Here is a 25,667-nt window from a genome sequence, read left to right as displayed (position 1 = left end):
CTCTACGCCGGCGCCTGTCGAGAGAAGGTGTCGCGCCGCGGTCAGTGCGACGCGCCCGGCGGCTTCGCCTGAGGATGGGACTGGATGAACGTCAGCGTGTCGACCAGCGTTGGCGCACCATCACGCAGCGGTCGCGACAGTGCAAACAGCAGCGCTTCGTGGCCTACGCCGGGGTAGGTTCGCAACGTGCTGTCGCCGTGCGTGGCCTGGCTGGCGCGGTACAGCGAGATGGCGTTTGACGGTTCCACTTCGTCGTCGTCTGTGCCTTGCAGCAACAGCATGGGCGGCTCCTCGCCGCGCACGTACGACACCGGTTGCCCCCGGCGCTGCTGTTCCGGCGTGCCGCCGAACACACCGAGCATGATGGCGTCGTCCTGCGGCACGGGTACGAAATCGTAGCAACCGGCCAGACCGATGAATCCCGCAAGATCGCCAGGCTTCATGTCGTGCGCCGCCAGCCAGTGCGGATCCGTGGCCAGCAGTGCGGCAATCTGGCCACCGGCGGAGTGGCCCATCACGAAGACATCGTCCGGCGAACCGCCGATCTCCGTTGCGTGCGCGTGCGCCCAGGCGACGGCGCTAGCGGCATCCTGCATGAAGCCCTCGAGGGTCACCTGTGGATATTTGCGGTAGTCGGGAATCACCGTGATCACGCCATGCGCCGCCAGCGCCGTGCCCACGAAGCGGTACCAGGCACGCTCGCCACGTACCCATGTGCCGCCATAGAAAAACACCACGACAGGCGCATGGCTGGCTTGCGCCGGCGCATACACGTCCAAGGCCAAGCCATGCTCGCTGTCGAAGACGATGTCGCTACGCGGCGTGATGGCGCGATGCTGGTCGGTGGCGTTGAGGCCGGCGAACAGGGTCGCCTCGCAGCCACTCAAGAGTACGACGACGACAAGCAGGAGACACTGGCGCAACAGCCAGGTGGACGAGGACCTGTTGGACAGCGGGAGTGTCATGGAGGGCGATGGTGGTGGGACTTGTCCATCATGCCTTGAAGCATCACGCAAAGGCTTGCGGCGAACTCAGGCCGCCAGGCGCGTGCCTTCCTGCAAACCGTCGAAATATTCGCGCGTGAGGCGCAACTGATCCAGCGCGTTTTCTGCCTGGTTCACCACATGGCGAAACGCGGCGTTTTCCGCACGATCCTTCGCGTACCAGCCCAGGTGCTTGCGCGCGATGCGCACGCCCTGCAGTTCGCCGTAGAACGCGTAGAGGTGTTCCAGGTGATGGACGAGGATGTCGCACACCTCGGCGGGCGTGGGCTCCGCCAGGGTTTCACCGGTGCTGAGGTAGTGGCTGATCTCGCGGAAGATCCACGGCCGGCCCTGTGCGCCGCGCCCCACCATCACGGCGTCGGCGCCGGTGACATCGAGCACATGCCTGGCCTGTTGCGGCGTTACCACATCGCCATTGGCGAACACCGGAATGCGCACGCTCGCCTTGACGGCGGCGATGGTCTCGTACTCGGCGTCGCCTTCGTACTTGTCGGCACGCGTGCGGCCATGCACGGCGAGCGCGGCGATGCCGGCGTCCTCGGCGATCTTCGCAATCGTCAGCGCGTTCTTGTTCTGGCGATCCCAACCGGTGCGGATCTTCAGCGTGACCGGTACGTCCACCGCATCGACCACGGCTTTCACGATGCGCGCCACCAGCGGCTCGTCCTGCAGCAGCGCCGAGCCCGACCACACGTTGCAGACCTTTTTGGCCGGGCAGCCCATGTTGATGTCGATGATCTGGGCGCCGTTGTCGGCGTTATAGCGCGCCGCTTCGGCCAGCATCGCCGGATCGTAGCCGGCGATCTGCACGCTCACCGGTTCGGGTTCGCCCTCGTGGTCCATGCGCTGCAGCGACTTGCGCGTACGCCACAGGCGGGGATCGGCATGGGTCATCTCCGAAACGGCCAAGCCCGCGCCCAGCCGTTTGCACAGCAGGCGGAAAGGCTTGTCGGTGACGCCGGCCATGGGCGCGAGCACCACGGGCGGGTCGATACGGTAGGGGCCGATCTGCATCCGCCTTTTGTACCCGGCCAGAAAATCCCGCGCTTTTGTGGGAGCGCACCCTGTGCGCGACAGGCGTCCGAGTGCCATCGCAACAACCGGTTATCGCGGGGTGCCCGGGCGCCTGTCGCGCACAGGGTGCGCTCCCACAGATGGAAGGGGTATGGCTCAGTGCGCGAGCTTGGCCGCCAGCGCTTCCGCCGCGGCACGATCATGCTTGTGCTTGAACAGCACCATGAACAACACCGCCACGATCAGCGAGTAGCTGGCGAAGGTGATCCAGATGCCGTGCCAGTCCTTGCTCTGGTCCGGATAGGTGAAGAACGCCTCGATCACCAGGCCGCTGATCGAGCTGCCCAGCACCGCGCCGACGCCATTGGTCATCAGCATGAACAGGCCCTGCGCGCTGGCGCGGATGGACGGGTCGCTCTGGCCTTCCACGAACAACTGGCCGGATATGTTGAAGAAGTCGAACGCCATGCCGTACACGATGCACGACATCACGATCATCCACAGGCCCGAGCCCGGATTGCCATAGGCGAACAGGCCAAAGCGCAGCGTCCACGCCAGCATGCTGATCAGCATCACCGTCTTGATGCCGAAGCGGCGCAGGAAGAAGGGAATGGCCAGGATGAACAGCGTTTCGGAAATCTGCGAGATGGACATGATGATGGCGGGGTAACGCACCGCCACCAGATCCTTGTACGCATCCATCTTGGCGAAGTCGTGCAGGAAGGTATCGCCATAGGCATTGGTCAGCTGCAGGGCCGCGCCCAGCAACATGGAGAAGGTGAAGAACACCGCCATGCGCGCGTCGCGAAACAGCTTGAACGAGGTGAGGCCGAACGTGTCCAGCCACGACTGGTTGTCCCTGCGCTGGAAGCGCGGCGGGCAGGGCGGCAGCGTGAAAGCGTAAAGGCCCAGCAGCAGCGACGCGCCCGAGGCCACGTAGAACTGGCCCGAGGAGGTTTCCAGGTGCAGCAGGCTCACCGTCCACAGCGCGGCAATGAAACCCACCGTGCCCCACACGCGGATCGGCGGGAAATCGCGCACGATGTCCTTGCCGTCGCTCTTGAGCGCGTTGAATGCCACCGCCACGGAGAGCGCGATGGTCGGCATGTAGAACATCATGTTGATCAGCATCACCCAGAACATCAGGCCGGGCGACTGCACCATCGGCACGCAGAACAGCACGCCGGCGCCGCAGATGTGGAAGATGCCGTAGAGCTTGTCCGCATTGATGTACTTGTCAGCGATCACGCCCGCGATGGACGGCATGAACAGCGAGGCGATGCCCATGGTCGAGAAGATCGCGCCGAACTGCGCGCCCGACCACTGCTTGGTCTGGAACCAGTACGCGCCAATGGTAAGCAGCCACGATCCCCACACAAAAAATTGCAGGAAGTTCATGGCGATCAGGCGCAGTCGCAGATTCATCAGCGTATGTCTGTGTGGGTAGTGGTGACGGGTGAGGGGCGGCGCGCCCATCCCTCCAGGGCTGGCGCGAGCCGGACCTGTGTGGACGAGCCGCTGATCCCCTGCAGAGGGCTTGGGACGTCCCAAGGCCGTGCCAAAACGGGCAGACTAGAGGACCACCGCGGTGGCGACAAGCTGCGCCGCCAGGAAGAAACCGGCCCCATTCCCCAAGGAGACGCCCGTGAGCCTGTTCCTGACCATTGCCCTGGTACATCTGGTGGCTTTGCTGAGCCCTGGTCCGGACTTTTTCTTTGTGTCGCAGACCGCAGTGAGCCGGACCCGGCGCCAGGCGATGTTCGGCGTGCTGGGCATTACCCTGGGCGTGGTCGTATGGTCCGCCCTGGCCCTGGCGGGCCTGCAATTGCTGCTGCAGCGGCTGGCCTGGCTGGAGCGCCTGATCTCCATTGCCGGCGGCCTCTACCTGGCCTGGATGGGCATCAAGATGCTGCGCGGCGCGATCAAGGCGCCGGTAGCCGCGAGCGAGCCGCACGCCGTACTGCAGCAGAGTGACTGGACCACCTTGCGCGCGGGACTGCTCACCAACCTCTCCAATCCCAAGGTGGTGATCTATTTCGGCAGCGTGTTCTCCGCGTTTCTCGGCGACCGCGTCGACGCTGCCACGCGCTGGGGTTTGTGGACCCTGGTCGTCGTCGAGACGTTCGTGTGGTTCACCCTGGTGGCAGGCGTGTTCGCCTTGCCGGCCATGCGTCGCGGCTACCTGAGGCTGTCGCGCTGGATCGATGGGTTTGCGGGCGCAGTGTTCGTGGCGTTCGGTTTGCACCTGATCTTTGCGCGCAAAGCGTGACCGAAAACCTGCGCCTCACCTTGTGGGAGCGCACCCTGTGCGCGACCGTCCCCTGTCAGGCTGCCGCTCCGTTGGTTTGTCGCGCACAGGGTGCGCTCCCACAGGGGTGAGACTTCGCCGGAACGCATGGCCAGACCCTTGTGGGAGCGCACCTTGTGCGCGACCGCAGCGTCACCCGTTTCCGCTCAGTGAAGGTTTGTCGCGCACAAGTGCGCTCCTACAGAGGTGATACCGCGTCGATGCAAGTCAGGGCAGCAATTTGCCCGGATTGAGGATGCCCTCGGGATCGAAGGCAGCCTTCACGTTGCGCATAAGCTGCAATGTCGACGGCTCCAGCGCGAGCGGCATGAATTGCTTCTTCACCAGGCCGATCCCGTGCTCGCCTGACAGCGTGCCTTCCAGCGAAATCACCAACGCGAACACCTCGGCAAGACAGGCATGCGCACGTTCGCGCTCCGCCTCGTCCCGTGGCAACAAATTCACGTGCAGATTGCCGTTGCCCGCATGGCCGAAGCTCACGATCAGCACGTCGTGTTTCTTCGCCAGTTGTTTGATGCCATCGACCAGCTCAGGCAGATGGCTCACGGGAACCACTACATCCTCGTTGATCTTGTTGGGCGAAATGGTGCGCTGAGCGGGGGAGAGCGCCTTGCGGGCCGACCACAGCGCCTGCGTTTCCTCGGCGGTTTCGGCCACGCGCAGATCTTCCAGCCCATCGCCGCGGGCGGCGCGGGAGACTGCGTCCACGGCGCTCGGCAAGGTCTCCGGTTCGCCGTCCACTTCAATCATCAGCATCGCGCCGGCCAGCGGCACGGTGTCGCCGCCGTAGTCGCGAGCGAGTTTCAACGCCACGTCGTCGATGAATTCCAGCGCGCAGGGCGTGACCGGTTGGGCCATGATCCGTGCCACCGCGCGAGCCGCTGCCGAGACATCGCGGTAGGTGGCGCGAATGGTGCGCAGCGCCGAGGGCTTGGGCGTGAGCTTGAGCGTGGCTTGGGTGATCAGCGCCAGCGTGCCCTCGGAGCCGATCAGCAGGCGCGTCAGGTCGTAACCCGTCGCACCCTTGCTCGTATAGGTGCCGCAGCGGAAACCTTCACCGGTGCCGGCCACCGCGCGCAAGCCAAGCGTGTTTTCGCGCGGGCTGCCGTATTTCACCGTGCGCGGGCCGGCGGAGTTGCAGGCCAGGTTGCCGCCGATGCTGCACCAGGGCGACGACGAAGGGTCGGGCGGCCAGAAGAACCCGTGCGGCTTCAAGGCCTGTTGCAGGTCACCATTGAGCACGCCCGGCTCGACCACGGCGAGTCGATTGTCCGGGTCGATGCGCAGGATGCGATTCATCCGCTCAAAGCTCACCACCACGCCGCCCTCGATGGGAACCGTTGCACCGGTGGTATTGGTGCCGCGACCTCGCCCGATCACCGGCACGCGATGTTCGCGGCACGCGCGTATCAATGCTTCGGTCTGTTCGTGCGTGGTGGGAAACACCACGGCATCGGGCAATGCGTTGCGCCGCGAATTGTCATAGGCGTAGGCAAGTCGTTCGGCCATGCCGGTGGCCAAGGACTCGCCTGGAAAATGCGCGCGTAGCGTATCGAGCAGGGCATCGGGAAGCTTCATGCCGGCAGTATCCCACTCTCCGCTGCCGGTTGCGCCTGATGCGTCCGTCAATGCGCGGGTTCGGCAAGCTTCGCCGTTGGCTGCGCGGTGGCGGTCGGAAGCAGCGCCTCGATCCGGTCGCGCACATAGGGGTAGAACGGGTTGGAGCTGATGCGCAGCGCTGCATCGAAATTGAGAATCAGCGTGCCTCGTTCGCCACGAGGCGCCTGGGTGCCTAGTCGAATGCCGAAGTTTTCGGACAGGTCGGGCGCGGTTCCGTACAGCGGATCGGTGGGCGGAAAGGGCAGCGCGATATGCGACAGCGAAAAGATCGTGTCCGGGTACGGGATGGACAGCGGCGCCGTGCTGGCCGCGCTCTGGCCGGCTTCCGTCGTGCGTGTCACGGTATGGTCGTCATTCACTGCCGCGTTGGCGATGACCGTGCTGCGATAGGCCTGTGGCCCCGATGGAAGCATGCGATTGATCGCAGTGAGCGCGCTCGGTTTGAGCAATGTGTCGAAGCGTTGATTGCGATTTACATCGAACAATACGACTTCACTGCCATTGGCGGGCACATGCGCGTAGAGCGTATGCATCACGGCCGAAGCACTCACCGTATCGTCCACCACCGATTGGAAACTGAGTATCGGCGGCAAGCGGCCAAGCTGGCGATCGCGTGCCATGCGCAGCATCTGGCTACGGATGGCGTCAGTCAGCAGATAGGACTGACGCGCCGCGTTCACCGGGAACGAGTTGTACTTGAACGGGTTGTACTCGGGCAGCAGATCCAGCCACGCGGCCTTGGCAAAACGCGGCAACAGCGCAGGCAAGCCTGCCAGCCCGGCGAACCGCGCAAAGCTGGTGACCCCGATCATCGGCGAGAGCAGCACGAGCCGCGTCGGCATGGACAGCTCGGTGTGTTCGCACGCATCCAGCGTGTACTTCACCGCGAGCGCGCCCCCGTTGGAATAGCCCACGATATGGATGGGCAGCTTGGGTCCTACGCGGCGCCGCGCTTCGCGCATGGCCAGACGTGTCGCTGCCAGCCACTGGGGCCAGTCCGCCGTGGTCAGTGCTGCCGGCACCGTGCCATGGCCTGGCACGCGCAAGCCGATCGCCACGAAGCCGTGGGCGCGGTATAGCTGGGCGACATCGCGCAGGCTATAGGGTGAATCGCTCAGGCCATGGATAAGCACCACCGCGCCTACCGGCGTGCCGGTGGGCTCCAGCACGTACGAGCGATTCCAGTCGTGCGCGAAATGCCCCGGATACATCGGGGCGCCGTCAAAGTATCGATTCACCACGACACGCTGCGCAGGGTCCAGCTTGTCGGTGACTTCCGCCTTCACTTGGGCGAATGCTTTTTGCTCGGCGGCCAGATAGCCGGCCCAGTCGGAGGCATCGATCTGCGAGGGTGAAAGTTCATCGGGAACGAAGGTCTGCCAGGGCGCGAGCGGGTCGCCTTGCTGTGAATCCCACGCACGGATGGCCAACAGGGAAACGAGGAAGACCAGGATGATGATGGCCGTCCATTTGCCGATACCGATCAGCATGCGAACCATGATGCCCCCGCGCCCTGGCGTCACCGGATGGCGACCGTTGCCAGCAGTGTGCGCCGCCAGATATGTGCAAACCGTCGACGACGGTGCAGCAACCTAGCCGGCCTCGAAGGCGCCGCGCCACCAGCGCATGTCGACACGATCGACCGGCCCGTCATAACCCACCACATCGAACCGGCAGGCCCGATGGGCGTGTTGTGGATGATCGGCCAGCCACAGCTCGGCAGTGCGGATGAGTTTGCCCTGCTTGCTGGCGTTGACCGAGGCCGCCGCGCTGCCGCAGCCGCTGGTGAGGCGATGGCGCACCTCCACGAACACCACGGTGCCGCCATCGAGCATCACCAGGTCCAGCTCGCCGTAGCGCGTGGTGTAGTTGCGCGCCAGCAGCTTGAGGCCGGCGCGCTGCAGTTCGGCGCAGGCGCGTTGTTCGAAAGCGGCGCCGGCAGCGCGCATCGAGGCGTGCGCGTTTTAACGGGTGGTGGACTGCTCGGGCTGAAGCGCCTGCGGCGTGGTGGCGTCGGTCGGCGGCGCCATGGCCGGTGCGCTATCCATCTGCAGGCTGCCATTGAGCGGGCGGGCGAGGCCATCCTGGAACTTGGCCCATACAAGCACGCGACGGACGCGACCGAACTGGTCGGAGGTCAGCTGCCCGCTGGCGCCCGGCAGATAGCTGCCAGGATGGGCGCGCAGCCAGTCGACATAGGGTGCGAGGTTCCAGGCGTCCATGCCGAAGGCAAACAGGCGCGCGGAGGTGCCCCGTGCCGCGGGCAGCTGCCCAGCGATATCGCCGTGATTGGGCAGGCCCGGTTGCACGTCGAACAGCCATGGCGAGTCGCAGAATTCGACGCCTTCGAGGTCACGATTGGCGCTCGCATCATCGACGCCGGCATAGATGTGCGACGTGCCATACGCCTGCAAGTTGATCTTGGCGAGCTTGAGCTGCGGCAGCAACAGGCGCGCCTGCTGCGGACGCATGCTGATGAAGATGCCAGTGTCCTTGTTGGCGCTGGCGTCGCCGCTGTCGGTCGGCATGCCCAGGCCCGAAATGGTCGAGGCAAAGTTGACGCCGCTGCCGGGCAGGTTGCCTACGCCGGCGACCTTGCCTCCGCGCGCTTCGAGTTCCGCCTTGAACGACTTGGACGCGCGTTGCGCGAAGTCGTCGTTGCTGACGATGACGAAGGCATTGACGATGCCGTTGTCGGCCATGTGGTCAGCCGCCTGGGCGCCTTCGGTTTCCGGCAGCAGGCCGAATTCGCTCACGCCGCTGGCGGGCAGGCTCTTGTCGTCAGGATGGTTGAGTGCGAGCAGCGGCACCGGCAGTTGGGGCAGGCCGAACAGCGCCGACACCTCGCCGCGCGTCAGCGGCCCGATGATCAGTTGCGCGCCATCGGCGACGGCTTGCTGGTACGCCTTGATGGCGCCTGCCGACGTGCCTGCGCTGTCGTAGACCTTCACCGGTGGGCGCGGCATGTGGTTGTGCGCGGAATCGGCATAGGCGGCGAAGAAACCTTCGCGGATGGCGGTGCCTGCGGCAGCGAGATTGCCGCTGGTCGGCAACAGCAAGGCGACATGCGCAGGCATCTTGAAGCCTTCGCGCACGTTGGCGCCTTCGCCCGGCATCAGCGTGCCCACTTCCTGTTCCAGCGCGGGCGCGGGATGCGCCACGGCGACGCCAAGCTGGGTCAGCGCTTCGTTGACCCACGGCAGCATGCGGTCGCTGGGCTGCATGGCCGCGGCGCGCTGCTTCAAGGGATCGACGCCCAGCTGGGTGAGCAGGGCGACGACCTGCTTGCGGTTCTGCGCCTGGTCGAGGCCGCTCAATTGGCCGTCCATTTCCACGCGCGTGCGGGCCGCGCCCCAGAGATCGCCGGTCTGCTGCATGGCTTGCGAGCGCAGCTCAAGCAGACGCAGCTGCAGTGCCGGTGGCACGCTGATATTGGGCTGGGTGGTCAATTGCAGTGCGCGCGGCGCGTTGTGCTGCTTCAGCGCCATTTCGGCCTGCAGCAGGTCCAGTCGCGAAGGCTCGTCGCCGCTCAGTCGCTGGCGACGGATTCCATCGAGCAACGGCGCGGCACGATCGAGCTGGCCTTCCTGTCGATAGGCTTCGGCGGCGAGCAGTTGATAGTGGTCGCGGTTGCCGCCGGTCTGGGCGAGCGCCAGATAGGCCTGGGCGGCCTCGTCGAACTTGCCCTGTTGCACGAGCGCGTCGGCTTGCTGGCTGGCGGCGATTTCGGCCGGCGATCGTTGCGCGGCCGGCGGCACGCAGCCGCTCAGTGCCAGTGAAATCAGCAGGGCAACGCCTGCGGCGCGGGTCAAGCGCATGGCCAAATCCCTTCGAGCTTTTTGACGACATGGTCGGCGGATGGGCGATGATAGCCCATTGGGTTGCCGCCCCGATGCATAGGAAACAGCAAGATGTCACAGATTCAGCCAGGTCTGCTATGGGTGGTCGCCACGCCGATTGGTCATCGCGATGACTTTTCCGCGCGTGCCATCGAGACGCTGCAATCGGTGGCGGTGATTGCGGCCGAGGACACCCGGCACAGCCGGCCCTTGCTGATGCACTACAACATCGGCACGCCACTGGTGGCGCTGCATGAGCACAATGAGCGCGAGGTGGTCGATGCCATCGTGCGCCGGCTGCAGGGCGGCGAATCGGTGGCGCTGATCTCCGATGCGGGCACGCCGCTGATCAGCGATCCGGGCTTTCGCCTGGTACGCGCGGCGCGCGCGGCCGGCATTCGTTGCGTGCCGGTGCCGGGTGCATGTGCGGCGATTGCCGGGCTTTCCGTGGCAGGGCTGCCCAGCGATCGTTTCGTGTTCGAGGGATTTCTTCCGCCCAAGGCCGCCGCGCGGCGCACGCGTTTGCAGGAACTTGCGGGAGATAGTCGCACGCTCATCTTCTATGAGTCGTCGCACCGCGTGGCCGAGAGTCTTGCCGACATGCGCGACATCTTTGGTGAGACGAGGGAAGGCGTGCTCGCGCGCGAACTGACCAAGTTGTTCGAGACCGTGATCGGCGAACCGCTGGGCGAACTGGCTGCGCGCGTGGCCAGCGATCCGAACCAGCAGCGCGGCGAGATCGTCATTCTGGTGGCGGGTCGCGGCGAAGAGACCGATGCACGCGAAGCGGAAGGCCGCCGTGTGTTTGCCCTCCTGCGCGAAGAGCTGCCCCCGGCAAAAGCCGCCAAGCTCGCGGCCGCGATTACCGGCGCGCCGCGCAAACTCCTCTACGAAGGCTAGAGCGGCGGCCTGTGTAGGAGCGCACTTGTGCGCGACCGCGGCACATCAGCGCTCCGCGGTCGCGCACAAGTGCGCTCCTACAGAGTTATTTCAGCGCTTCGCGGGTCGTTGAGACCTAAATCCATTAGAATCGCCAGCGGAGTCGGCCGGACAGTCGCGTCGCGCGCAAGCGCATCGAGGAAAGTCCGGGCTCCACAGGGCAGAGTGCCAGGTAACTCCTGGGCAGCGTGAGCTGACGGCCAGTGCAACAGAGAGCAGACCGCCGAACGGCATCTTCGGGTGCGCGTGGTAAGGGTGAAAGGGTGCGGTAAGAGCGCACCGCACGCGGGGCTAACGTCGCGTGGCACGGTAAACCCCACTCGGAGCAAGACCAAATAGGGGAACGATAACGCGGCCCGCGTTGTTCCCGGGTAGGTTGCTGGAGCCTGGCGGTGACGCCAGGCCGAGAGGAATGACTGTCGCGCCGCAAGGCGTACAGAACCCGGCTTACAGGCCGACTCCACCTCCTTCACGACCGGTCGTCACCTCTCTCGCCGTCATCGGCGGGGTGGTGGCGGCCGTGCGGCGGGCCATGAACGGCGATTCATATCCGATCGCCTGAAAAGCCTCGCCAGGCGTGACGGATGGCATGGTTGAAAAGTAAAAAAACCTAACCTTTCAAACACCTTCGAGTGTTTCCTCAGAAAGGGCTGGAATTACTGCCAGATCATTGCCTTTCTCATTGATTCACAAGAAAAATTTCCTTGACAGTCTCAGGGGGCGAGACTATCGTGGGTTCCTGTGTGAAATCGTGGGAATTCGTGGAGTCTATTGGCCGTGTTCCAGGGCGAAACCGCCATCACTGTTGACGACAAAGGCCGGCTGGCCATACCGACCGCGTATCGCGAGTTGGTGGCCGACGCCTGCGCCAATCGTCTGGTGATCACCTACAACCCCTTCGAGTCGGGCTGCCTGTGGCTGTTCCCGTACGCGGAGTGGGAAAAGGTGCGCGACCAGGTCAACGCGCTTCCCAAGGTCAAGTCGGCTCATCGCGACATGCAGATGAAGCTGGTCGGTGCCGCGGCGGTAGTCGAGCCCGATTCGGCTGTACGCATCCTGCTGCCGGCGAGCCAGCGGGCGACTACGGGCATCGAGAAGAAAGCGGTTCTGCTGGGCATGGGCAACAAGTTCGAGCTTTGGAGCGAGCAGGCTCACCTGGCCAAGATCCGCCAGACCATCGGCGAAGACGAGATCACCAACGAGATGGCGGAGCTGCAGCTGTAACCGGCGACGGTGGCAGCGCGGCAGATGGAACGGGACGGGAGCGGGAGTGCGGCGGCATGGCCGAGCAGTTAGTGCACATCCCGGTGATGCTGGGTGAAGCAGTGGAGGGACTCGCCGTGCAGGCTGGCGGGCGTTATCTCGATGGCACCTTTGGACGCGGCGGCCACGCTCGCGCGGTGCTGTCACGCCTGGGTCCCGACGGTCGGCTGATGCTGATGGATCGCGATCCCCAGGCCATCGCCACCGCGCAGGCCGAATTTGCCAGCGATCCGCGCGTGTCGATTCGCCACGCCAATTTTTCCAGCATGGCCGAGTGGGACGAGACCGCCGGCGGCCTCGACGGCATCCTGCTGGACCTTGGCGTGTCTTCGCCGCAGCTCGATGAAGCCGCACGCGGTTTCAGCTTCATGGCCGATGCGCCGCTGGATATGCGCATGGACACGACGCAGGGCGAAAGCGCGGCGGACTTCCTGGCGCACGCGTCTGAGAAAGAACTCGCCGACGTGCTGTGGAACTACGGCGACGAGCGCTTCAGCCGCAAGATCGCCCGCGCCATTGTCGAAGACCGCGTGGAAAACCCGATCACCCGCACTGGCCAATTGGCCTCGCTGATCGAGCGCCTGATCGGCCGCCGCGAGCCGGGCAAGCATCCGGCCACGCGCAGCTTCCAGGCGCTGCGCATCCATGTGAACGGCGAACTGGACGCGCTGGAGCATGGCCTCAACGCGGCGCTCGAGCTGCTCAAGGTCGGTGGTCGCTTGTCCATCATCAGCTTCCACTCGCTGGAAGATCGCGCGGTGAAGCTGTTCATCCGCGACCACTCCGGTCGCGTGCAAGGCAGCCGCCGTGGTCCGCCGGTAGCGGCTGCGCCTGCTCGCCTGGCGGCGGTGGGCAAGGCCCAGTTTCCTTCCGATGCCGAGCTGTCCGTCAATCCGCGCGCCCGGTCGGCGGTGCTGCGCGTGGCGGAGAAGCTCGCATGAAGGTACTCGGCGGCCTCTTCATGTTCATCCTGATCGCGGCGGTGCTTTCCAGCGCCATTGCCGTGGTGTGGACGCGCCATGAGAGCCGCGTGTTGTTCGTCGAGCTGACCCGCCTGCAGAACCAGCGCGACGACCTCAACATCGAATACGGCAAGCTGGAACTGGAGCAGGCCACCTGGGCCGAGCCGCGTCGCGTCGACGACGAGGCCCGCCAGGCGCTGGGCATGCTCAATCCCAAGCCGCAAGACATCCAGCTGGTGCGTCGATGAAGCCGCGCCAGCGCACATCCTCATCCTCTTCGCGCCGCAACGGCGTGGCGCCCAGCGCCCGCCGCCGCATGCTGGTGGTGAGCTGCGTGCTGGCTGCCGCGTCGCTGGGCCTGGTAGCGCGTGCGTTCGACATGCAGGTGGTCCGCAAGGACTTCTATCAGAACCAGGCCGACGCCCGCATCCTGCGCGAAGTACCGATCGCGGTATCGCGCGGCACCATCTTCGATCGCAACGGCGAGCCGCTCGCGGTGTCGACGCCGGTGGTATCCATCTGGGCGAACCCGGCCGAAGTGCTGGACAACGAAGACAAGCTGCCGGCGCTGGCCAAGGCCATCGGCATGGATCCGGATGCGCTCAAGCAGTATCTGGCGCAGCGCTCCGAGCGCGAGTTCGTCTATCTGAAGCGCCAGATGTCGCCGGATGCCGCGCAGGTGGTGCTCGATCTGGCTGTGCCGGGCGTGGATGGTCGGCGCGAGTTCCGCCGCTTCTATCCGTCCGGTCCGGTGACAGCGCACGTGCTGGGTTTCACCAATATCGACGATCACGGCCAGGAAGGCCTCGAGCTGGCGTTCGACGACTGGCTGGCCGGCAAGGAAGGTCGCAAGCGCGTCATTCGCGATCGCCAGGGTCATGTGGTGGAGGATCTGGACCTGGTGCGCGCGCCGCAGCCGGGTCGCGACATCACGCTCAGCATCGACCGTCGCATCCAGTTCCTCGCCTATAACGAATTGAAGAACACCATCGAGCAGTCGGATGCCGACTCCGGTTCCATGGTGATCATCGACGTGCGCAACGGCGAAGTGCTGGCCATGGTGAACTGGCCGACCTACAACCCGAATGCCTTGCGCGGCAGCAACGCATCCAGCCGCCGCAATCGCGCGATGACCGACGTGGTGGAACCGGGCTCCACCATCAAGCCGTTCGTGATGGCCGCTGCGCTCTCCAGCGGCAAGTACACGCCGACCGGTCCGATGATCGACACCGGCAACGGCCACTTCTATTACATCTCGCACGACATCCGCGACACGCACGCCTATGGCTTGTTGTCGCCCACCGGCATCCTGGCCAAGTCCAGCAACATCGGCGCCGCCAAGGTATCGATGACGCTCGACACCATGCTGATGTACGACACCTATCGTGCCTTCGGCTTCGGCAACAGCACCAACAGCGGCTTTCCGGGCGAAGCCTCGGGCTATCTCAAGCCGGGCAAGAGCTGGGGCATGCTGGAGAAGGCGATTCTTGCCTACGGCTACGGCCTCAACGTGACGCCGCTGCAGCTGGCCAACGGCTACGCCACCATCGCCGACAACGGCGTGATGCATCTGCCCACCTTCGTGAAGGGCTCGGACAACGACGCCAAGCAGATCATCGATCAGAAGATCGCCAACGAGCTGGTGCAGATGATGGTGTCGGTGACGCAGCCGGGCGGCACCGCGGCGCCGTATGCGTGGATTCCCAACTACGGCGTGGCCGGCAAGACCGGCACGGCGCACAAGGCGAGCGCCGGCGGCTACTCCAAGAACAACTACAGCGCCGCCTTCGCCGGCATCGTGCCGGCGTCCAATCCGCGCATGGCGGCGGTGGTGGTGATCGATAACCCCAAGAAGGGCAGCTACTACGGCGCGCTGGTCTCCGGCCCCGTCTTCGCCAAAGTCATGGACGGCGCCTTGCGCCTCATGGATGTGCCCCCAGACAACATCGGCCGCTGGTATGTCGGCGGGCCGTTGCAAGGACAGAACGGTTTGACCGGCAACAAACAGCCCACGGTTGAAACAGTGGACGACGCACCGATCGAGGGAGCCACGCCATGAGCGCCCGCCTCGATCAGCTGCTCCAAGGCATCGCCGAGACCCCTGGTGTCGGCGATATCGTCGTTTCAGGACTCACGCTGGATTCGCGCCAGGTGCGTCCGGGCGATGCGTTCTTCGCGCTGCGCGGCACGCGCGAGCATGGCATCTCGTTTGCGCGCGGCGCAGCAGAGCGCGGTGCCCGTGTCGTTTTGGCCGAAGCGCCCCCGGCGCATGTCGAAGGACTGGACGTGCCGGTGCTGTGGGTCGATGGCCTGCACGGCAAGGTCGGCGAGATCGCTTCGCGCTTCTTCGGCCGTCCGTCCGAAGCGCTGCGCGTGATCGGCGTCACCGGCACCAATGGCAAGACCTCCACCGTGCAGCTGCTGGCACAGGCGCTGGAATTTCTGGGTCATCGCGCCGCCACCATCGGCACGCTGGGCGCGGGTCTGCACGGCCGCATCAACGAGGGTGAGCGCACCACGCCGGATGCGATCAACGTCCAGGGCTTGCTTGCTTCGTTCCGTGATGACGGCGCGACGCACGTGGCGATGGAAGTGTCTTCGCATGCGCTGGAGCAGGGCCGCGTGGCCGCGGTGGCGTTCGACGTCGCCGCGTTCACCAATCTCACCCGCGACCATCTCGATTACCACGGCAGCATGGAAGCCTATGGCGAAGCCAAGGCCAAGCTGTTCGCGTGGCCCTCGCTGCAGGCGGCGGCGATCAATATCGACGACGCGTTTGGCCGCACGCTCGCCCAGCGCTTGCCGCAGGGCGTGCAGGCGCTGCGCCTGAGCGCGGAAAATCACGCCGACGCCGACGTGCGCGCGGTGAACATCGTCACCTCGGCGGAAGGCCTGGCTTTCGACGTGCAGACGCCGTGGGGCTCGCATGCCGTGCGCAGCCGGCTGCTCGGCCGCTTCAATGTCGCCAACCTGCTCGCCGTGATCGCCTGCCTGGGCGCGCTCGGCGAATCGTTCGAACGCATGGTCGAAGCAGTGGAATCGCTGGAACCGATCAACGGCCGCATGAACCGCCTGGGCGGCGTTTCGCAGCTGCCGCTGGTGGTGGTTGACTACGCCCACACGCCGGATGCACTGGAGCAGGCGCTCAGCGCATTGCGCGCGCACTGCGAAGGCCAGCTGATCTGCGTGTTCGGCTGCGGCGGCGAGCGCGATGCGGGCAAGCGTCCGCAGATGGGCGCCATCGCCGAGCGCCTGGCCGACCGCATCATCGTGACCGACGACAACCCGCGCGGCGAAGACGGCGACGACATCGTGGCGCAGATCGTGGCGGGGCTGCGCAAGCCCGACCTGGCCACGGTGCAGCGCGACCGCGCGCAGGCGATCCAGTTGGCCTTGGCTTCGGCGCAGGCCGGCGACGTGGTGCTGATCGCCGGCAAGGGTCACGAAACCTATCAGGAAGGCGCGCACGGCAAGCGCCCGTTCGACGACTTGGCCGTTGCACGCCAGGCGCTGGAGGTGCGCGCATGATGCGTCTGAGCGCCATCGCCCTGTGGGCCCGCGGCCACCTTATCGGTGCCGATGTGGACGTCATGCGGGTGACCATCGATACGCGCAAGGTGCAGGCCGGTGATCTGTTCGTCGCCATCAAGGGCGAGCGCGTCGACGGCCATGATTTTCTGGCCGATGCCATGGCTCGCGGCGCTGCCGCTGCGCTGGTGACGCGCAAGGTCGACTCGCCGCTGCCTCAGGTGGTGGTGGACGACACCGCGCTGGCGCTGGGCGATCTGGCCAGTGCGATGCGCGCGCAGAGCAATGTGCGCGTCATCGGCATCACGGGCTCCAATGGCAAGACCACGGTGAAGACGCTGACGGCGTCGATTCTGTCGCGCCATGGCCGCACTCATGTCAACGCCGGCAACTACAACAACGAGCTCGGCCTGCCGCTGACCTTGCTGGCGATGCCGCAGGACACCGAGTTCGCCGTGCTGGAGATGGGCGCCGGCAAGCCGGGCGACATCGCTTATCTGGCTGCCATCGCGCGGCCCGACATCAGCCTCGTCAACACCATTGCGCCGGCGCATCTTGAGCGCATGGGCAGCGTGGAAGGCGTGGCCGAAACCAAGGGCGCGCTGTATCAGGCTTTGCCGGTCGACGGCGTGGCGATCATCAATGCGGACGATGCGTTCGCCAGCTTCTTCGCAGGCCTGGCCGGGTCACGTCGCCAGCTGCGCTTTGGTCTCGCGCACAAGGCGGACATCGGCGCGGACATCGTGGACCAGCGTGTGGATGGCTCGCATTTTGTGCTGAGCACGCCGGTGGGCGACGCAGATGTACACCTGCCGCTGGCAGGTCGTCACAACATTGCCAATGCATTGGCGGCGGCTTCCATCGCGCTCGCTCTCGACGTGCCGCTCGACACCATCGTGGAAGGTCTCGAGCAGGTGCCCGGCGTTGCCGGCCGCCTGCATCTGGAGCGCATGCCGGCAGGCTGGACGCTAATCGACGACAGCTACAACGCCAATCCCGGCTCGGTCGGCGCTGCCATCGATACGCTGGCGCTGGCCGACGGCGAGCGCTGGCTGGTACTGGGCGACATGGCAGAGCTCGGCGACAACGCTGTGGCGCTGCACTCCGGCATCGGCGAGCGCGCACGTCAGCAGGGCATCGATCGCATGTTCGCAGTGGGCCCGCTGAGCGCAGCGGCGATCAAGGCCTTCGGCGAGCGCGGCGAACACTACGCCGACAAGGCGGCGCTGACCGCCGCACTCAAACAACAACTGCACGGCGGCGTCACCTGCCTTATCAAGGGCTCGCGCTCCGCCGGCATGGATCAAGTCGTAGCCGCACTGCGCGGCAGTAAGGGAAATGGGGAGGGCGCATCCGATGCTGCTTGAACTCGCAGACTGGATGGCCAGGCACTTCACTGCCCTGCACCTGTTCCAGTACATCACGTTCCGCACGATCATGGCCGCGCTCACCGCGCTGTCCATGTCGCTGCTGTTTGGCCCCACGCTGATCCAGAAGCTCGCCGATCTCAAGGCCGGGCAGGTGGTGCGCAAGGATGGCCCGCAGACGCATCTGTCCAAGGCCGGCACGCCGACCATGGGCGGCGTGATGATCCTGCTCGCGGTCACGCTTTCCACGCTGTTGTGGACGGATCTGCACAACCGCTACGTATGGCTGGTGCTGGCGGTGCTGCTGTGCTTCGGCGTGATCGGTTTCTACGACGACTACAAGAAGCTGGTGCTGAAGGACAGCCGCGGCCTGGCCTCGCGCTGGAAGTACTTCTGGCAGTCGGTGTTCGGTCTTGCTGCCGCGCTATTCCTTTACTACACGGCGCCTCATGCGACGAGCGGCGCTCCGGTCGCCGAGACCGCGCTATATGTGCCGCTCTTCAAACAGGTCGCGCTGCCGCTGGGCATCCTGTTCGTGGTGGTCGCCTACTTCATGATCGTGGGCTTCTCCAATGCGGTGAACCTCACCGACGGCCTCGACGGCCTCGCCATCATGCCGACCGTGCTGGTGTCGGGTGCGCTGGGCGTGTTCGCCTATCTCGCCGGCAACCGCGTGTTCTCCGAATACCTGGGCATTCCCTCGATTCCCGGTGCGGGCGAGCTGGCGATCTTCTGCGGCGCGCTGTCCGGCGCGGGCTTGGGCTTCCTGTGGTTCAACACCTATCCCGCACAGGTGTTCATGGGCGACGTGGGTGCGCTCGCCATCGGTGCGGCGCTAGCCGCCATCGCCGTCATCGTGCGCCAGGAAATCGTGCTGCTGGTGATGGGCGGCGTGTTCGTGATGGAAACCGCCTCGGTGATGATCCAGGTGGCCAGCTTCAAGATGACCGGCAAGCGCGTATTCCGCATGGCGCCGATCCATCACCATTTCGAACTCAAGGGCTGGCCCGAGCCCCGCGTGATCGTGCGTTTCTGGATCATCAGCGTCGTGCTGGTGCTGATCGGCCTCGCCACGTTGAAGGTGCGCTGAGATGATCTTCGACGCCACCCAAGCCAAACGACGACAGGGACCCCGCGGCAGCTTCGACATGCTGCTGGTGATCGCGCTCGTCGGTCTGGCCTGTGTCGGTGTCGTGATGGTCACGTCCAGTTCCATTGCAGTGGCCGACAGCCAGCACATGGGTGCGTTCTATTTCCTCAAGCGCCACCTGCTGTTCCTGACTCTGGGAGTCGCGCTGGCAGCCTTTGCCATGCGCACCGAACTGAAGCTGCTGGAAAAGCATGCGTGGATGATGTTTGGCGGCGCGGTCCTGCTGCTGGCCCTGGTGTTCGTGCCGGGCATCGGCATGCGGCTCAATGGCGCACACCGCTGGCTCAACTTCCGCATCACCACGTTCCAGCCGGTGGAAGCGGTCAAGCTGATCCTGGTGGTGTACGTCGCCAGCTATCTCGTGCGCCACCGCGAAAGTGTGGAAACCAGCTTCTGGGGGCTGTTCAAGCCGATCATGGTGGCGGGCCTGTTCGTGGTAATGCTGCTGGTGCAGCCGGACTTCGGCTCCGCCACGCTGATGATCGCGGTCACCATCGGCATGATCTGGATGGGCGGTGCCAATCCGGTCTACCTCGGCGGCATGGGCCTGCCGGTGGTGGCGTTGCTGTGGTTCGTGGCCAAGTTCGAGCCGTACCGCATGCGCCGCCTGACCTCGTTCGTCGACCCGTGGGCCGATCCGTTCAACGACGGCTTCCAGCTCACCCAGTCGCTGATGGCGATTGGTCGCGGCGAGTGGACGGGCGTCGGCCTGGGCTCCAGCGTGCTGAAGCTGTCCTATCTGCCCGAAGCGCATACCGACTTCATCTTTGCCGTGATCTCCGAAGAGTTCGGCCTGGCCGGCATCTTGTTCGTGATGATGCTGTTTGGTGTTGCCGTGGGCCGCGGCCTGTACCTGGGCGCCAAGGGTATGGAGATCGGCCAGCGCTTCGCCGGCTACGTGGCCTGCGGCATCTCGATGATGATCGGCCTGCAGGCGATGGTGTCCATCGGCGTGAACCTGGGTGCCTTGCCGACCAAGGGCCTCACCCTGCCACTGATCAGCTACGGCGGTTCGTCCATCGTGCTGACCTGCGCGATGGCGGGTGTGCTGTTGCGCACGACTTATGAAATCAATCGCGCGATCGATGCGCGACAGATGGCTACGCGCATGCCGGCCAACGCCGTGCCCGATGCGAACGCCGCTGCCGCAGCACCTGGGCGCGAGGCGGTGACCGCATGAGCGCAATCAAGCCCGTGCTGATCATGGCCGGCGGTACCGGCGGTCATATCTTCCCCGGCCTGGCCGTGGCCGAAGCGCTGCGTGCGCAAGGCGTGCCGGTGGTATGGCTTGGCGCCGAAGGGGGCATGGAAACCAAAGTGGTGCCGGCGCACGGCATCGAGCTGGTGACCGTGCCGGTGGGCGGCCTGCGCGGCAAAGGTCTCAAGACGCGCCTGATGGCGCCGCTGATGTTGGCGCGCGCGCTGCTCTCGTCGTTGTCTGCCTTGCGCCGGATCAAGCCGCGCAGCGTGCTGTCGATGGGCGGTTACGTGGCCGGACCCGGCGGCGTTGCGGCTCGTCTCACCCGTCGCCCTTTGCTGGTGCACGAACAGAACCGTGTCGCCGGTTTCACCAATCGCAAGCTGGCCGCCCACGCGCAGCGCGTGCTCGCCGGCTTCAGCGACACCTTGCCGAACGCCGAGTGGGTCGGTAACCCGGTGCGCGCTTCCATCGCCAGCCTGCCGTCGCCGCGCGAGCGCATGGCTAGTCGCACGGGTCGACCGCGCCTGCTGGTGCTCGGCGGCAGCCTCGGCGCACGCGCGCTCAACATCGCGCTGCCGCAGGCGCTGGCGCTGATGTCACCGACGCAACGCCCGGAAGTGCTGCACCAGTGCGGCAACCGCGGCATCGATGAAGCACGTGCGGCCTATGCGAAAGCCGGCGTCGAGGCGCATATCGTGCCCTTCATCGAAGACATGGCCGGCACCTATGCATGGGCGGATCTCGCCGTGTGCCGTGCCGGTGCACTGACTTTGGCCGAGCTCACCGCTGCCGGACTCGGCGCGGTGCTCGTGCCGTTCCCTTATGCGGTGGACGACCACCAGACCCGCAATGCGGAGGCGCTGGTCGCCGCGCATGCGGCCGAGTTGATGCAGGAGAAGGACCTGGACGTACAGCAGTTGGCGCAGCGCCTGGAAGCGTTGCTGGATGATCGTGAGCGCATGATCGCGATGGGTGAGGCCGCACGCACGCTGGCCAAGCCCGATGCCGCGGACGTGATCGCCCGTGCCTGCATGGAGGTGGCCGCATGACGCCGCGTCGCCTGCTAGCGCACGAAGATCTGATGACCACCTTCCGCCGCGTGCACTTCATCGGCATCGGCGGCGTGGGCATGAGCGGCATCGCCGAAGTGCTGCACAACCTCGGCTATGCCGTGTCCGGTTCCGACCGCTCCAACTCGCCGACCGCGCAGCGCCTCTCCAGCCTGGGCATCGTGGTGCACGTGGGTCACGCGGCCGAGCACATCGGCGACGCCGACGTGGTCGTCACCTCCAGCGCCATCAAGGCCGACAACCCGGAACTGCAGGCCGCGCGTGCCGCGCGCATTCCGGTGGTGCCGCGCGCCGAGATGCTGGGTGAGCTGATGCGCTTCCGCCGTGGCATCGCCATCGCCGGCACGCACGGCAAGACCACCACCACCAGCCTCGCCGCCAGCGTGCTGGCCGAAGCGAACTACGACCCGACCTTCGTGATCGGCGGCCAGCTCAATGCCGCCGGCGCCAATGCGCGCCTGGGCACCGGCCAGTACATCGTGGCCGAAGCCGATGAATCGGATGGTTCGTTCCTGATGCTCTCGCCGGTGATCGCCGCGATCACCAATATCGACGCCGATCATCTGGAGAACTACAACAACGACTTCGCGCAGGTGAAGAAGGCGTTCGATGATTTCCTGCACCGCCTGCCGTTCTACGGCCTGGCTGTGTTGTGCGTCGACGATCCGGAAGTCGCCGCGCTGGCCAGGTCGACCACGCGCCGCGTGATGACCTACGGCATCGACACCCAGGATGCCGACGTGCGGGCGAGCAACCTCGCGCAGCACGGCTTCGAAATGCATTTCGACCTGTGGCTGCCGGGCCGCAACGAGGCGCTGCACGTCAAGTTGAACCTGCCGGGCCGCCACAACGTACTCAATGCGCTGGCCGCCGCCACCATCGGCTGGCAGCTGGGCGTGGAAGCCGAAGCGATCGCGCGTGCACTGGAAGCGTTCCAGGGCGTGGGTCGCCGCTTCCATCGCCGCGGTGAGATCGCGCTGGATCAAGGCAACGTGCTGCTAGTGGACGACTATGGCCACCATCCGCGCGAACTGGCAGCGGTGTTCGCCGCTGCACGCGGCGGCTGGCCGGATCGTCGCCTGGTGGTCGGCTTCCAGCCGCACCGCTACAGCCGCACGCGCGATCTGCTCGATGACTTCGCCAACGTGCTCGCTGAAGCCGACGTGCTCGTGCTGACGGAAATCTACGCGGCCGGCGAAGCGCCGATCGCGGGCGCCGATGGCCGTGCCCTGGCTCGTGCCGTGCGCGCACGCGGCAAGGTCGACCCGGTGCTGATCGATCATCCGCGCGATTTCAAGGAAACGCTGCCTGCGCTGCTGCGCGACGGCGATCTGTTGCTGCTGCTCGGCGCCGGCGATATCGGCGCGGCGGCTGTTGAGCTGGCCAACGCCGGCCATTTGAGGACCCACAAGTGAGCAAGACGATTACCGACCCCGCACAGTTTGGCCGCGTCGCCGTTGTCATGGGTGGCAGCTCGGCCGAGCGCGAGGTCTCGCTGGATTCCGGTCGCAACGTGCTCGCGGCGCTGCAGGCGCGCGGCGTCGATGCGCATGCCATCGACGGCATTCCGGCCCTGCTCGATGCCGTACGTGCCGGTCACTTCGCCCGCGTGTTCAATATTCTCCACGGCGGTGGCGGCGAGAACGGCGAGCTGCAGGGCGCGCTGCAGTCGCTGCGTGTGCCATTCACTGGTTCGGGCGTGCTGGGTTCCGCGCTGTCGCTGGACAAGATCCGCGCCAAGCTGGTGTGGCAGGCGATCGGTCTGCCCACGCCGAAGTTCAAGGCGCTGCCGCGCGGTGCCGATGTGCATGCCGCTGCGCGCGAGATTGGTTTCCCGTTGATCGTGAAGCCCGCCTGGGAAGGTTCCAGCGTCGGCGTGACGCGCGTGTTCGACGAAAGCGGCCTCGATGCCGCCGTCGAGCTGGCGCAGAAGTATCCCGGCGACATGTTGATGGAAACGCTGATCGAAGGTGGCGAGTACACCGTCGGCGTCCTCGATCGCCAGGTGCTGGCCACCATCAACATCGTGCCCAAGGGCGAGTACTACGACTACAACGCCAAGTACATCGCGGAAGACACCCAGTACATCTGCCCGGGTCTGCGCGGCGACGACGAGCGCGAGATGCAGGAGCTGGCGCTGCGCGCGTTCGATGCGCTGGCCTGCTCGGGCTGGGGCCGCGTCGACGTGATGCGCGACAAGCAGGGTCGCAACTGGCTGCTGGAAGTGAACACCGCGCCGGGCATGACCTCGCATTCGCTGGTGCCCAAGGCGGCCGCGGTCGCCGGCATCGACTACCAGACGCTGTGCTGGCGCGTGCTGGAAACGAGCTTCCGGGAGGGCGTGTGAGGGGAACCGTCCGCCTCGTTGCCTGGGTTTTGGCCATCGCGCTCGTGGCGCTGCCGATCGTCGGCGTGCTGCGCGGATGGTTTGCGGCCAATCGTTGGCCGGTGACCCAGTTGATGGTGCAAGCCGAGTTCAAGCATGTCACCGAGGACTCGCTCCGTTCGGTGGTCATGCCGCGCCTCGGCAAAGGGTTCTTCGCGCTCGATCTCGATGGCGTGCAGAAAGCCGTGGCCGCGCTGCCGTGGGTGGAGTCGGTGGAGGCGCGCAAGCGCTGGCCCGACACGTTGATCCTGCGCATCTACGAGCGCCAGCCGTTTGCGCGCTGGAACGAGAAGCAGCTGATCAGCCGCCAGGGCCTGGTGTTCGACGTGCCGGACGTGTCGGCCAACAGCGATCTGCCGGACCTGCGCGGCCCGGATGCGCGGCTGGCCGAAGTGGTGAGCTTTTACGCGGAAACGCAGAAAGCCTTCGCCAATACCAAATTGAAAATCACCGGCGTCTCGCTCACCGAGCGTGGCAGCTGGAGTCTTACCACGAGCAGCGGTGCACAGATCGTCATCGGCGATCGCGAGCAGGCGGGCCGTCGCCTGCGCCGTTTCCTCGATGTCTACCCACAACTGATGGCGGGCCACTCCGAGGGCTTCGCCTATGCCGATCTTCGATACACCAATGGATTTGCCGTTCGATGGCCGCCCCAGGCGAACACCGTGAACGCTGGAGGCTCACCCCGCACATGAAGACCAAGAACGACAAGCAGCTAGTCGTCGGCCTCGACATCGGCACCTCGAAAGTGGTGGCGATCGTGGGCGAGTACGAGCCTGGCGAACCGATCGAAGTGATCGGCATCGGCACGCACGTGTCGCGCGGCATGAAGCGCGGCTCGGTGGTGGATATCGAATCGACCGTGCACTCCATCCAGCGCGCGGTGGAAGAGGCCGAGCTGATGGCGGGCTGCGATATCCGCTCGGTCTACGCCTCGATCTCCGGCAGCCACCTGGAAACCAAGAACTCCCACGGCACCGCGCCGATCCGCGATCGCGAAGTGACCCCGGGCGACCTGGAGCAAGTGCTCGAAGCCGCCAGCGCCGTGGCGATCCCGGCGGACCGCAAGGTCCTCTATAAGGAGTCGCAGGAATATCGCATCGACGGCCAGGATGGCATCCGCTCGCCGGTCGGCATGAGCGGCGTGCGCCTGGAAGCGAGCGTGCACTTGGTCACCGGCGCCGCCGCGGCGGTGCAGAACATCAGCAAGTGCATCCAGCGCTGCGGTCTCACCGTCGACGAGCTGGTGCCTTCGGCGGTCGCCAGCGCCAAGTCGGTGTTGACGGATGACGAGCGCGAGCTGGGTGTGTGCCTGGTCGATATCGGCGCCGGCACCACCGACATCGCCATCTATACGCAGGGCGCGATCCGCTACACCAAGTCGCTGCCGGTGGGCGGCGACCAGGTGACCAACGACATCGCCTATGGCGTGCATACGCCGACTGCGCATGCCGAAGAGATCAAGATCAAATACGCCTGCGCGCTGGCGCAGCTGGCGCATGCCGAGGAAACCATTCAGGTGCCGAGCGTGGGCGATCGCCCGCCGCGCCGTCTCGCGCGTCAGTCGCTGGCCCAGTCGGTGCAGGCGCGCTACGAGGAAATCTTCGAGATGGTGCAGGACGAGCTGCGCCGCTCCGGCTACGAAAGCCTGGTGGCGGCCGGCGTGGTGCTCACCGGCGGCGCGTCGCGCATGGAAGGTGCGCTCGAGCTGGCCGAAGAGATCTTCCACAAGATGGTGCGCATCGGCGTGCCGCAGCACGTGAGCGGCCTGGGCGAGGTCGTCGCCAATCCGCTGCATTCCACCGGCGTGGGCCTGCTGTTGCATGGCTCGCGCTCGGGCGGCATGCGCGTCAGCGGACCTAGCGGCGGCAGCGTGGGTGGCCTGGTGGACAAGTTGCGCGGCTGGATTACCAAGAATTTTTGATTTGGGCAGGGCATGAGGCCTGGCCTAGGACGAATGGATGTTCGTCCGCCACCGCGGGGCGACAGGAATGTCAGCACCCGCGGTTACAACGA

Annotated in this window: 22 protein-coding genes and 1 other RNA gene; 16 read left to right on the top strand and 7 right to left on the bottom strand. The window is 65.6% G+C overall.

Features of this window, described 5'->3' with window-relative positions:
- Positions 1-41 precede the first annotated feature (41 nt).
- The 3 genes from AB4Y82_RS13840 to AB4Y82_RS13830 all read right to left on the bottom strand — a co-directional run bounded on the left by AB4Y82_RS13840 (position 42) and on the right by AB4Y82_RS13830 (position 3,443).
- Positions 42-965, bottom strand: a complete 924-nt coding sequence (locus AB4Y82_RS13840) for an alpha/beta hydrolase (RefSeq protein ID WP_441604423.1) — start codon at positions 963-965, stop codon at positions 42-44.
- A 66-nt stretch (positions 966-1,031) separates the two neighbouring features.
- On the bottom strand, positions 1,032-2,018 hold the full coding sequence (dusB, locus tag AB4Y82_RS13835) for a tRNA dihydrouridine synthase DusB (RefSeq protein WP_441604422.1): 987 nt from the start codon (positions 2,016-2,018) through the stop codon (positions 1,032-1,034).
- Between the two features lie 156 nt (positions 2,019-2,174).
- Complete coding sequence (locus tag AB4Y82_RS13830; protein ID WP_441604421.1) at positions 2,175-3,443, bottom strand: nucleoside permease; 1,269 nt, start codon at positions 3,441-3,443, stop codon at positions 2,175-2,177.
- Positions 3,444-3,663: 220 nt separating this feature from the next.
- On the opposite strand from AB4Y82_RS13830, the gene rhtC reads away from it, so the two are divergent.
- The gene (gene rhtC / locus AB4Y82_RS13825) at positions 3,664-4,287 is read left to right on the top strand and encodes a threonine export protein RhtC (protein ID WP_441604420.1); all 624 of its coding nucleotides are present in this window, start codon (positions 3,664-3,666) and stop codon (positions 4,285-4,287) included.
- A gap of 246 nt (positions 4,288-4,533) precedes the next feature.
- Here rhtC and AB4Y82_RS13820 read toward each other — a convergent pair whose 3' ends face one another.
- From AB4Y82_RS13820 to AB4Y82_RS13805, 4 genes are all read right to left on the bottom strand, one after another.
- Positions 4,534-5,904 (bottom strand): FAD-binding oxidoreductase, encoded by a 1,371-nt coding sequence (locus tag AB4Y82_RS13820; protein ID WP_441604419.1) that lies wholly within the window; start codon positions 5,902-5,904, stop codon positions 4,534-4,536.
- 47 nt (positions 5,905-5,951) lie between these two features.
- Positions 5,952-7,445, bottom strand: a complete 1,494-nt coding sequence (locus AB4Y82_RS13815; protein ID WP_441611407.1) for an alpha/beta hydrolase — start codon at positions 7,443-7,445, stop codon at positions 5,952-5,954.
- 93 nt (positions 7,446-7,538) lie between these two features.
- Positions 7,539-7,895 (bottom strand): YraN family protein, encoded by a 357-nt coding sequence (locus tag AB4Y82_RS13810; protein ID WP_441604417.1) that lies wholly within the window; start codon positions 7,893-7,895, stop codon positions 7,539-7,541.
- 15 nt (positions 7,896-7,910) lie between these two features.
- On the bottom strand, positions 7,911-9,764 hold the full coding sequence (locus AB4Y82_RS13805) for a penicillin-binding protein activator (protein WP_441604416.1): 1,854 nt from the start codon (positions 9,762-9,764) through the stop codon (positions 7,911-7,913).
- Positions 9,765-9,857: 93 nt separating this feature from the next.
- Here AB4Y82_RS13805 and rsmI point away from each other — a divergent pair, with 93 nt between their 5' ends.
- The 15 genes from rsmI (at position 9,858) to ftsA (ending at position 25,575) form a co-directional block, all read left to right on the top strand.
- Positions 9,858-10,685 (top strand): 16S rRNA (cytidine(1402)-2'-O)-methyltransferase, encoded by an 828-nt coding sequence (gene rsmI, locus AB4Y82_RS13800; RefSeq protein ID WP_441604415.1) that lies wholly within the window; start codon positions 9,858-9,860, stop codon positions 10,683-10,685.
- A gap of 138 nt (positions 10,686-10,823) precedes the next feature.
- An RNA gene (gene rnpB, locus AB4Y82_RS13795) (RNase P RNA component class A) lies at positions 10,824-11,190 on the top strand.
- 311 nt (positions 11,191-11,501) lie between these two features.
- Positions 11,502-11,948 carry a division/cell wall cluster transcriptional repressor MraZ gene (mraZ, locus tag AB4Y82_RS13790; RefSeq protein ID WP_441604414.1) on the top strand — a complete coding sequence of 149 codons (447 nt, stop codon included), beginning with the start codon at positions 11,502-11,504 and terminating at the stop codon, positions 11,946-11,948.
- Between the two features lie 56 nt (positions 11,949-12,004).
- Complete coding sequence (rsmH, locus tag AB4Y82_RS13785) at positions 12,005-12,928, top strand: 16S rRNA (cytosine(1402)-N(4))-methyltransferase RsmH (protein WP_441604413.1); 924 nt, start codon at positions 12,005-12,007, stop codon at positions 12,926-12,928.
- Complete coding sequence (ftsL, locus tag AB4Y82_RS13780) at positions 12,925-13,197, top strand: cell division protein FtsL (RefSeq protein ID WP_441604412.1); 273 nt, start codon at positions 12,925-12,927, stop codon at positions 13,195-13,197. Before rsmH ends, ftsL begins: the two co-directional genes overlap by 4 nt.
- Positions 13,194-15,008: a peptidoglycan D,D-transpeptidase FtsI family protein gene (locus AB4Y82_RS13775; protein ID WP_441604411.1), complete on the top strand. Its 1,815-nt coding sequence runs from the start codon at positions 13,194-13,196 to the stop codon at positions 15,006-15,008. The genes ftsL and AB4Y82_RS13775 overlap by 4 nt, the downstream gene beginning before the upstream one ends.
- Positions 15,005-16,477 (top strand): UDP-N-acetylmuramoyl-L-alanyl-D-glutamate--2,6-diaminopimelate ligase, encoded by a 1,473-nt coding sequence (locus AB4Y82_RS13770; protein ID WP_441604410.1) that lies wholly within the window; start codon positions 15,005-15,007, stop codon positions 16,475-16,477. The genes AB4Y82_RS13775 and AB4Y82_RS13770 overlap by 4 nt, the downstream gene beginning before the upstream one ends.
- A complete protein-coding gene (locus AB4Y82_RS13765) occupies positions 16,474-17,844 on the top strand; it encodes a UDP-N-acetylmuramoyl-tripeptide--D-alanyl-D-alanine ligase (RefSeq protein WP_441604409.1) in 1,371 nt (456 codons plus the stop codon). Before AB4Y82_RS13770 ends, AB4Y82_RS13765 begins: the two co-directional genes overlap by 4 nt.
- Positions 17,834-18,934, top strand: coding sequence for a phospho-N-acetylmuramoyl-pentapeptide-transferase (gene mraY, locus AB4Y82_RS13760; protein ID WP_441604408.1), 1,101 nt, complete (start codon positions 17,834-17,836; stop codon positions 18,932-18,934). The genes AB4Y82_RS13765 and mraY overlap by 11 nt, the downstream gene beginning before the upstream one ends.
- 1 nt (position 18,935) lies before the next feature.
- Positions 18,936-20,174 carry a putative lipid II flippase FtsW gene (gene ftsW / locus AB4Y82_RS13755; protein ID WP_441604407.1) on the top strand — a complete coding sequence of 413 codons (1,239 nt, stop codon included), beginning with the start codon at positions 18,936-18,938 and terminating at the stop codon, positions 20,172-20,174.
- Positions 20,171-21,244 (top strand): undecaprenyldiphospho-muramoylpentapeptide beta-N-acetylglucosaminyltransferase, encoded by a 1,074-nt coding sequence (murG, locus tag AB4Y82_RS13750; RefSeq protein WP_441604406.1) that lies wholly within the window; start codon positions 20,171-20,173, stop codon positions 21,242-21,244. Before ftsW ends, murG begins: the two co-directional genes overlap by 4 nt.
- On the top strand, positions 21,241-22,680 hold the full coding sequence (murC, locus tag AB4Y82_RS13745; RefSeq protein ID WP_441604405.1) for a UDP-N-acetylmuramate--L-alanine ligase: 1,440 nt from the start codon (positions 21,241-21,243) through the stop codon (positions 22,678-22,680). The genes murG and murC overlap by 4 nt, the downstream gene beginning before the upstream one ends.
- On the top strand, positions 22,677-23,612 hold the full coding sequence (locus AB4Y82_RS13740; RefSeq protein WP_441604404.1) for a D-alanine--D-alanine ligase: 936 nt from the start codon (positions 22,677-22,679) through the stop codon (positions 23,610-23,612). The genes murC and AB4Y82_RS13740 overlap by 4 nt, the downstream gene beginning before the upstream one ends.
- Complete coding sequence (locus AB4Y82_RS13735; RefSeq protein ID WP_441604403.1) at positions 23,609-24,346, top strand: cell division protein FtsQ/DivIB; 738 nt, start codon at positions 23,609-23,611, stop codon at positions 24,344-24,346. The genes AB4Y82_RS13740 and AB4Y82_RS13735 overlap by 4 nt, the downstream gene beginning before the upstream one ends.
- On the top strand, positions 24,343-25,575 hold the full coding sequence (gene ftsA / locus AB4Y82_RS13730) for a cell division protein FtsA (protein WP_121882535.1): 1,233 nt from the start codon (positions 24,343-24,345) through the stop codon (positions 25,573-25,575). Before AB4Y82_RS13735 ends, ftsA begins: the two co-directional genes overlap by 4 nt.
- The last annotated feature ends 92 nt before the right edge of the window (positions 25,576-25,667 follow it).

Origin of the sequence: Dyella sp. 2YAF14 (assembly GCF_052114725.1) — a bacterium.
In the GTDB taxonomy this organism is placed as follows: domain Bacteria; phylum Pseudomonadota; class Gammaproteobacteria; order Xanthomonadales; family Rhodanobacteraceae; genus Dyella.
The sequence above is the reverse complement of the archived record's forward strand: the minus strand, read 5'-3'. Positions and strand labels throughout refer to the sequence as shown.

Coding starts and splice junctions, on each gene's coding strand:
- AB4Y82_RS13840 (WP_441604423.1), bottom strand. CDS start 965: ATGACACTCCCGCTGTCCAACAGGTCCTCGTCCACCTGGCTGTTGCGC.
- dusB (WP_441604422.1), bottom strand. CDS start 2,018: ATGCAGATCGGCCCCTACCGTATCGACCCGCCCGTGGTGCTCGCGCCC.
- AB4Y82_RS13830 (WP_441604421.1), bottom strand. CDS start 3,443: ATGAATCTGCGACTGCGCCTGATCGCCATGAACTTCCTGCAATTTTTT.
- AB4Y82_RS13820 (WP_441604419.1), bottom strand. CDS start 5,904: ATGAAGCTTCCCGATGCCCTGCTCGATACGCTACGCGCGCATTTTCCA.
- AB4Y82_RS13815 (WP_441611407.1), bottom strand. CDS start 7,445: ATGGTTCGCATGCTGATCGGTATCGGCAAATGGACGGCCATCATCATC.
- AB4Y82_RS13810 (WP_441604417.1), bottom strand. CDS start 7,895: ATGCGCGCTGCCGGCGCCGCTTTCGAACAACGCGCCTGCGCCGAACTG.
- AB4Y82_RS13805 (WP_441604416.1), bottom strand. CDS start 9,764: ATGCGCTTGACCCGCGCCGCAGGCGTTGCCCTGCTGATTTCACTGGCA.
- rsmI (WP_441604415.1), top strand. CDS start 9,858: ATGTCACAGATTCAGCCAGGTCTGCTATGGGTGGTCGCCACGCCGATT.
- rsmH (WP_441604413.1), top strand. CDS start 12,005: ATGGCCGAGCAGTTAGTGCACATCCCGGTGATGCTGGGTGAAGCAGTG.
- ftsL (WP_441604412.1), top strand. CDS start 12,925: ATGAAGGTACTCGGCGGCCTCTTCATGTTCATCCTGATCGCGGCGGTG.
- AB4Y82_RS13775 (WP_441604411.1), top strand. CDS start 13,194: ATGAAGCCGCGCCAGCGCACATCCTCATCCTCTTCGCGCCGCAACGGC.
- AB4Y82_RS13770 (WP_441604410.1), top strand. CDS start 15,005: ATGAGCGCCCGCCTCGATCAGCTGCTCCAAGGCATCGCCGAGACCCCT.
- AB4Y82_RS13765 (WP_441604409.1), top strand. CDS start 16,474: ATGATGCGTCTGAGCGCCATCGCCCTGTGGGCCCGCGGCCACCTTATC.
- mraY (WP_441604408.1), top strand. CDS start 17,834: ATGCTGCTTGAACTCGCAGACTGGATGGCCAGGCACTTCACTGCCCTG.
- ftsW (WP_441604407.1), top strand. CDS start 18,936: ATGATCTTCGACGCCACCCAAGCCAAACGACGACAGGGACCCCGCGGC.
- murG (WP_441604406.1), top strand. CDS start 20,171: ATGAGCGCAATCAAGCCCGTGCTGATCATGGCCGGCGGTACCGGCGGT.
- murC (WP_441604405.1), top strand. CDS start 21,241: ATGACGCCGCGTCGCCTGCTAGCGCACGAAGATCTGATGACCACCTTC.
- ftsA (WP_121882535.1), top strand. CDS start 24,343: ATGAAGACCAAGAACGACAAGCAGCTAGTCGTCGGCCTCGACATCGGC.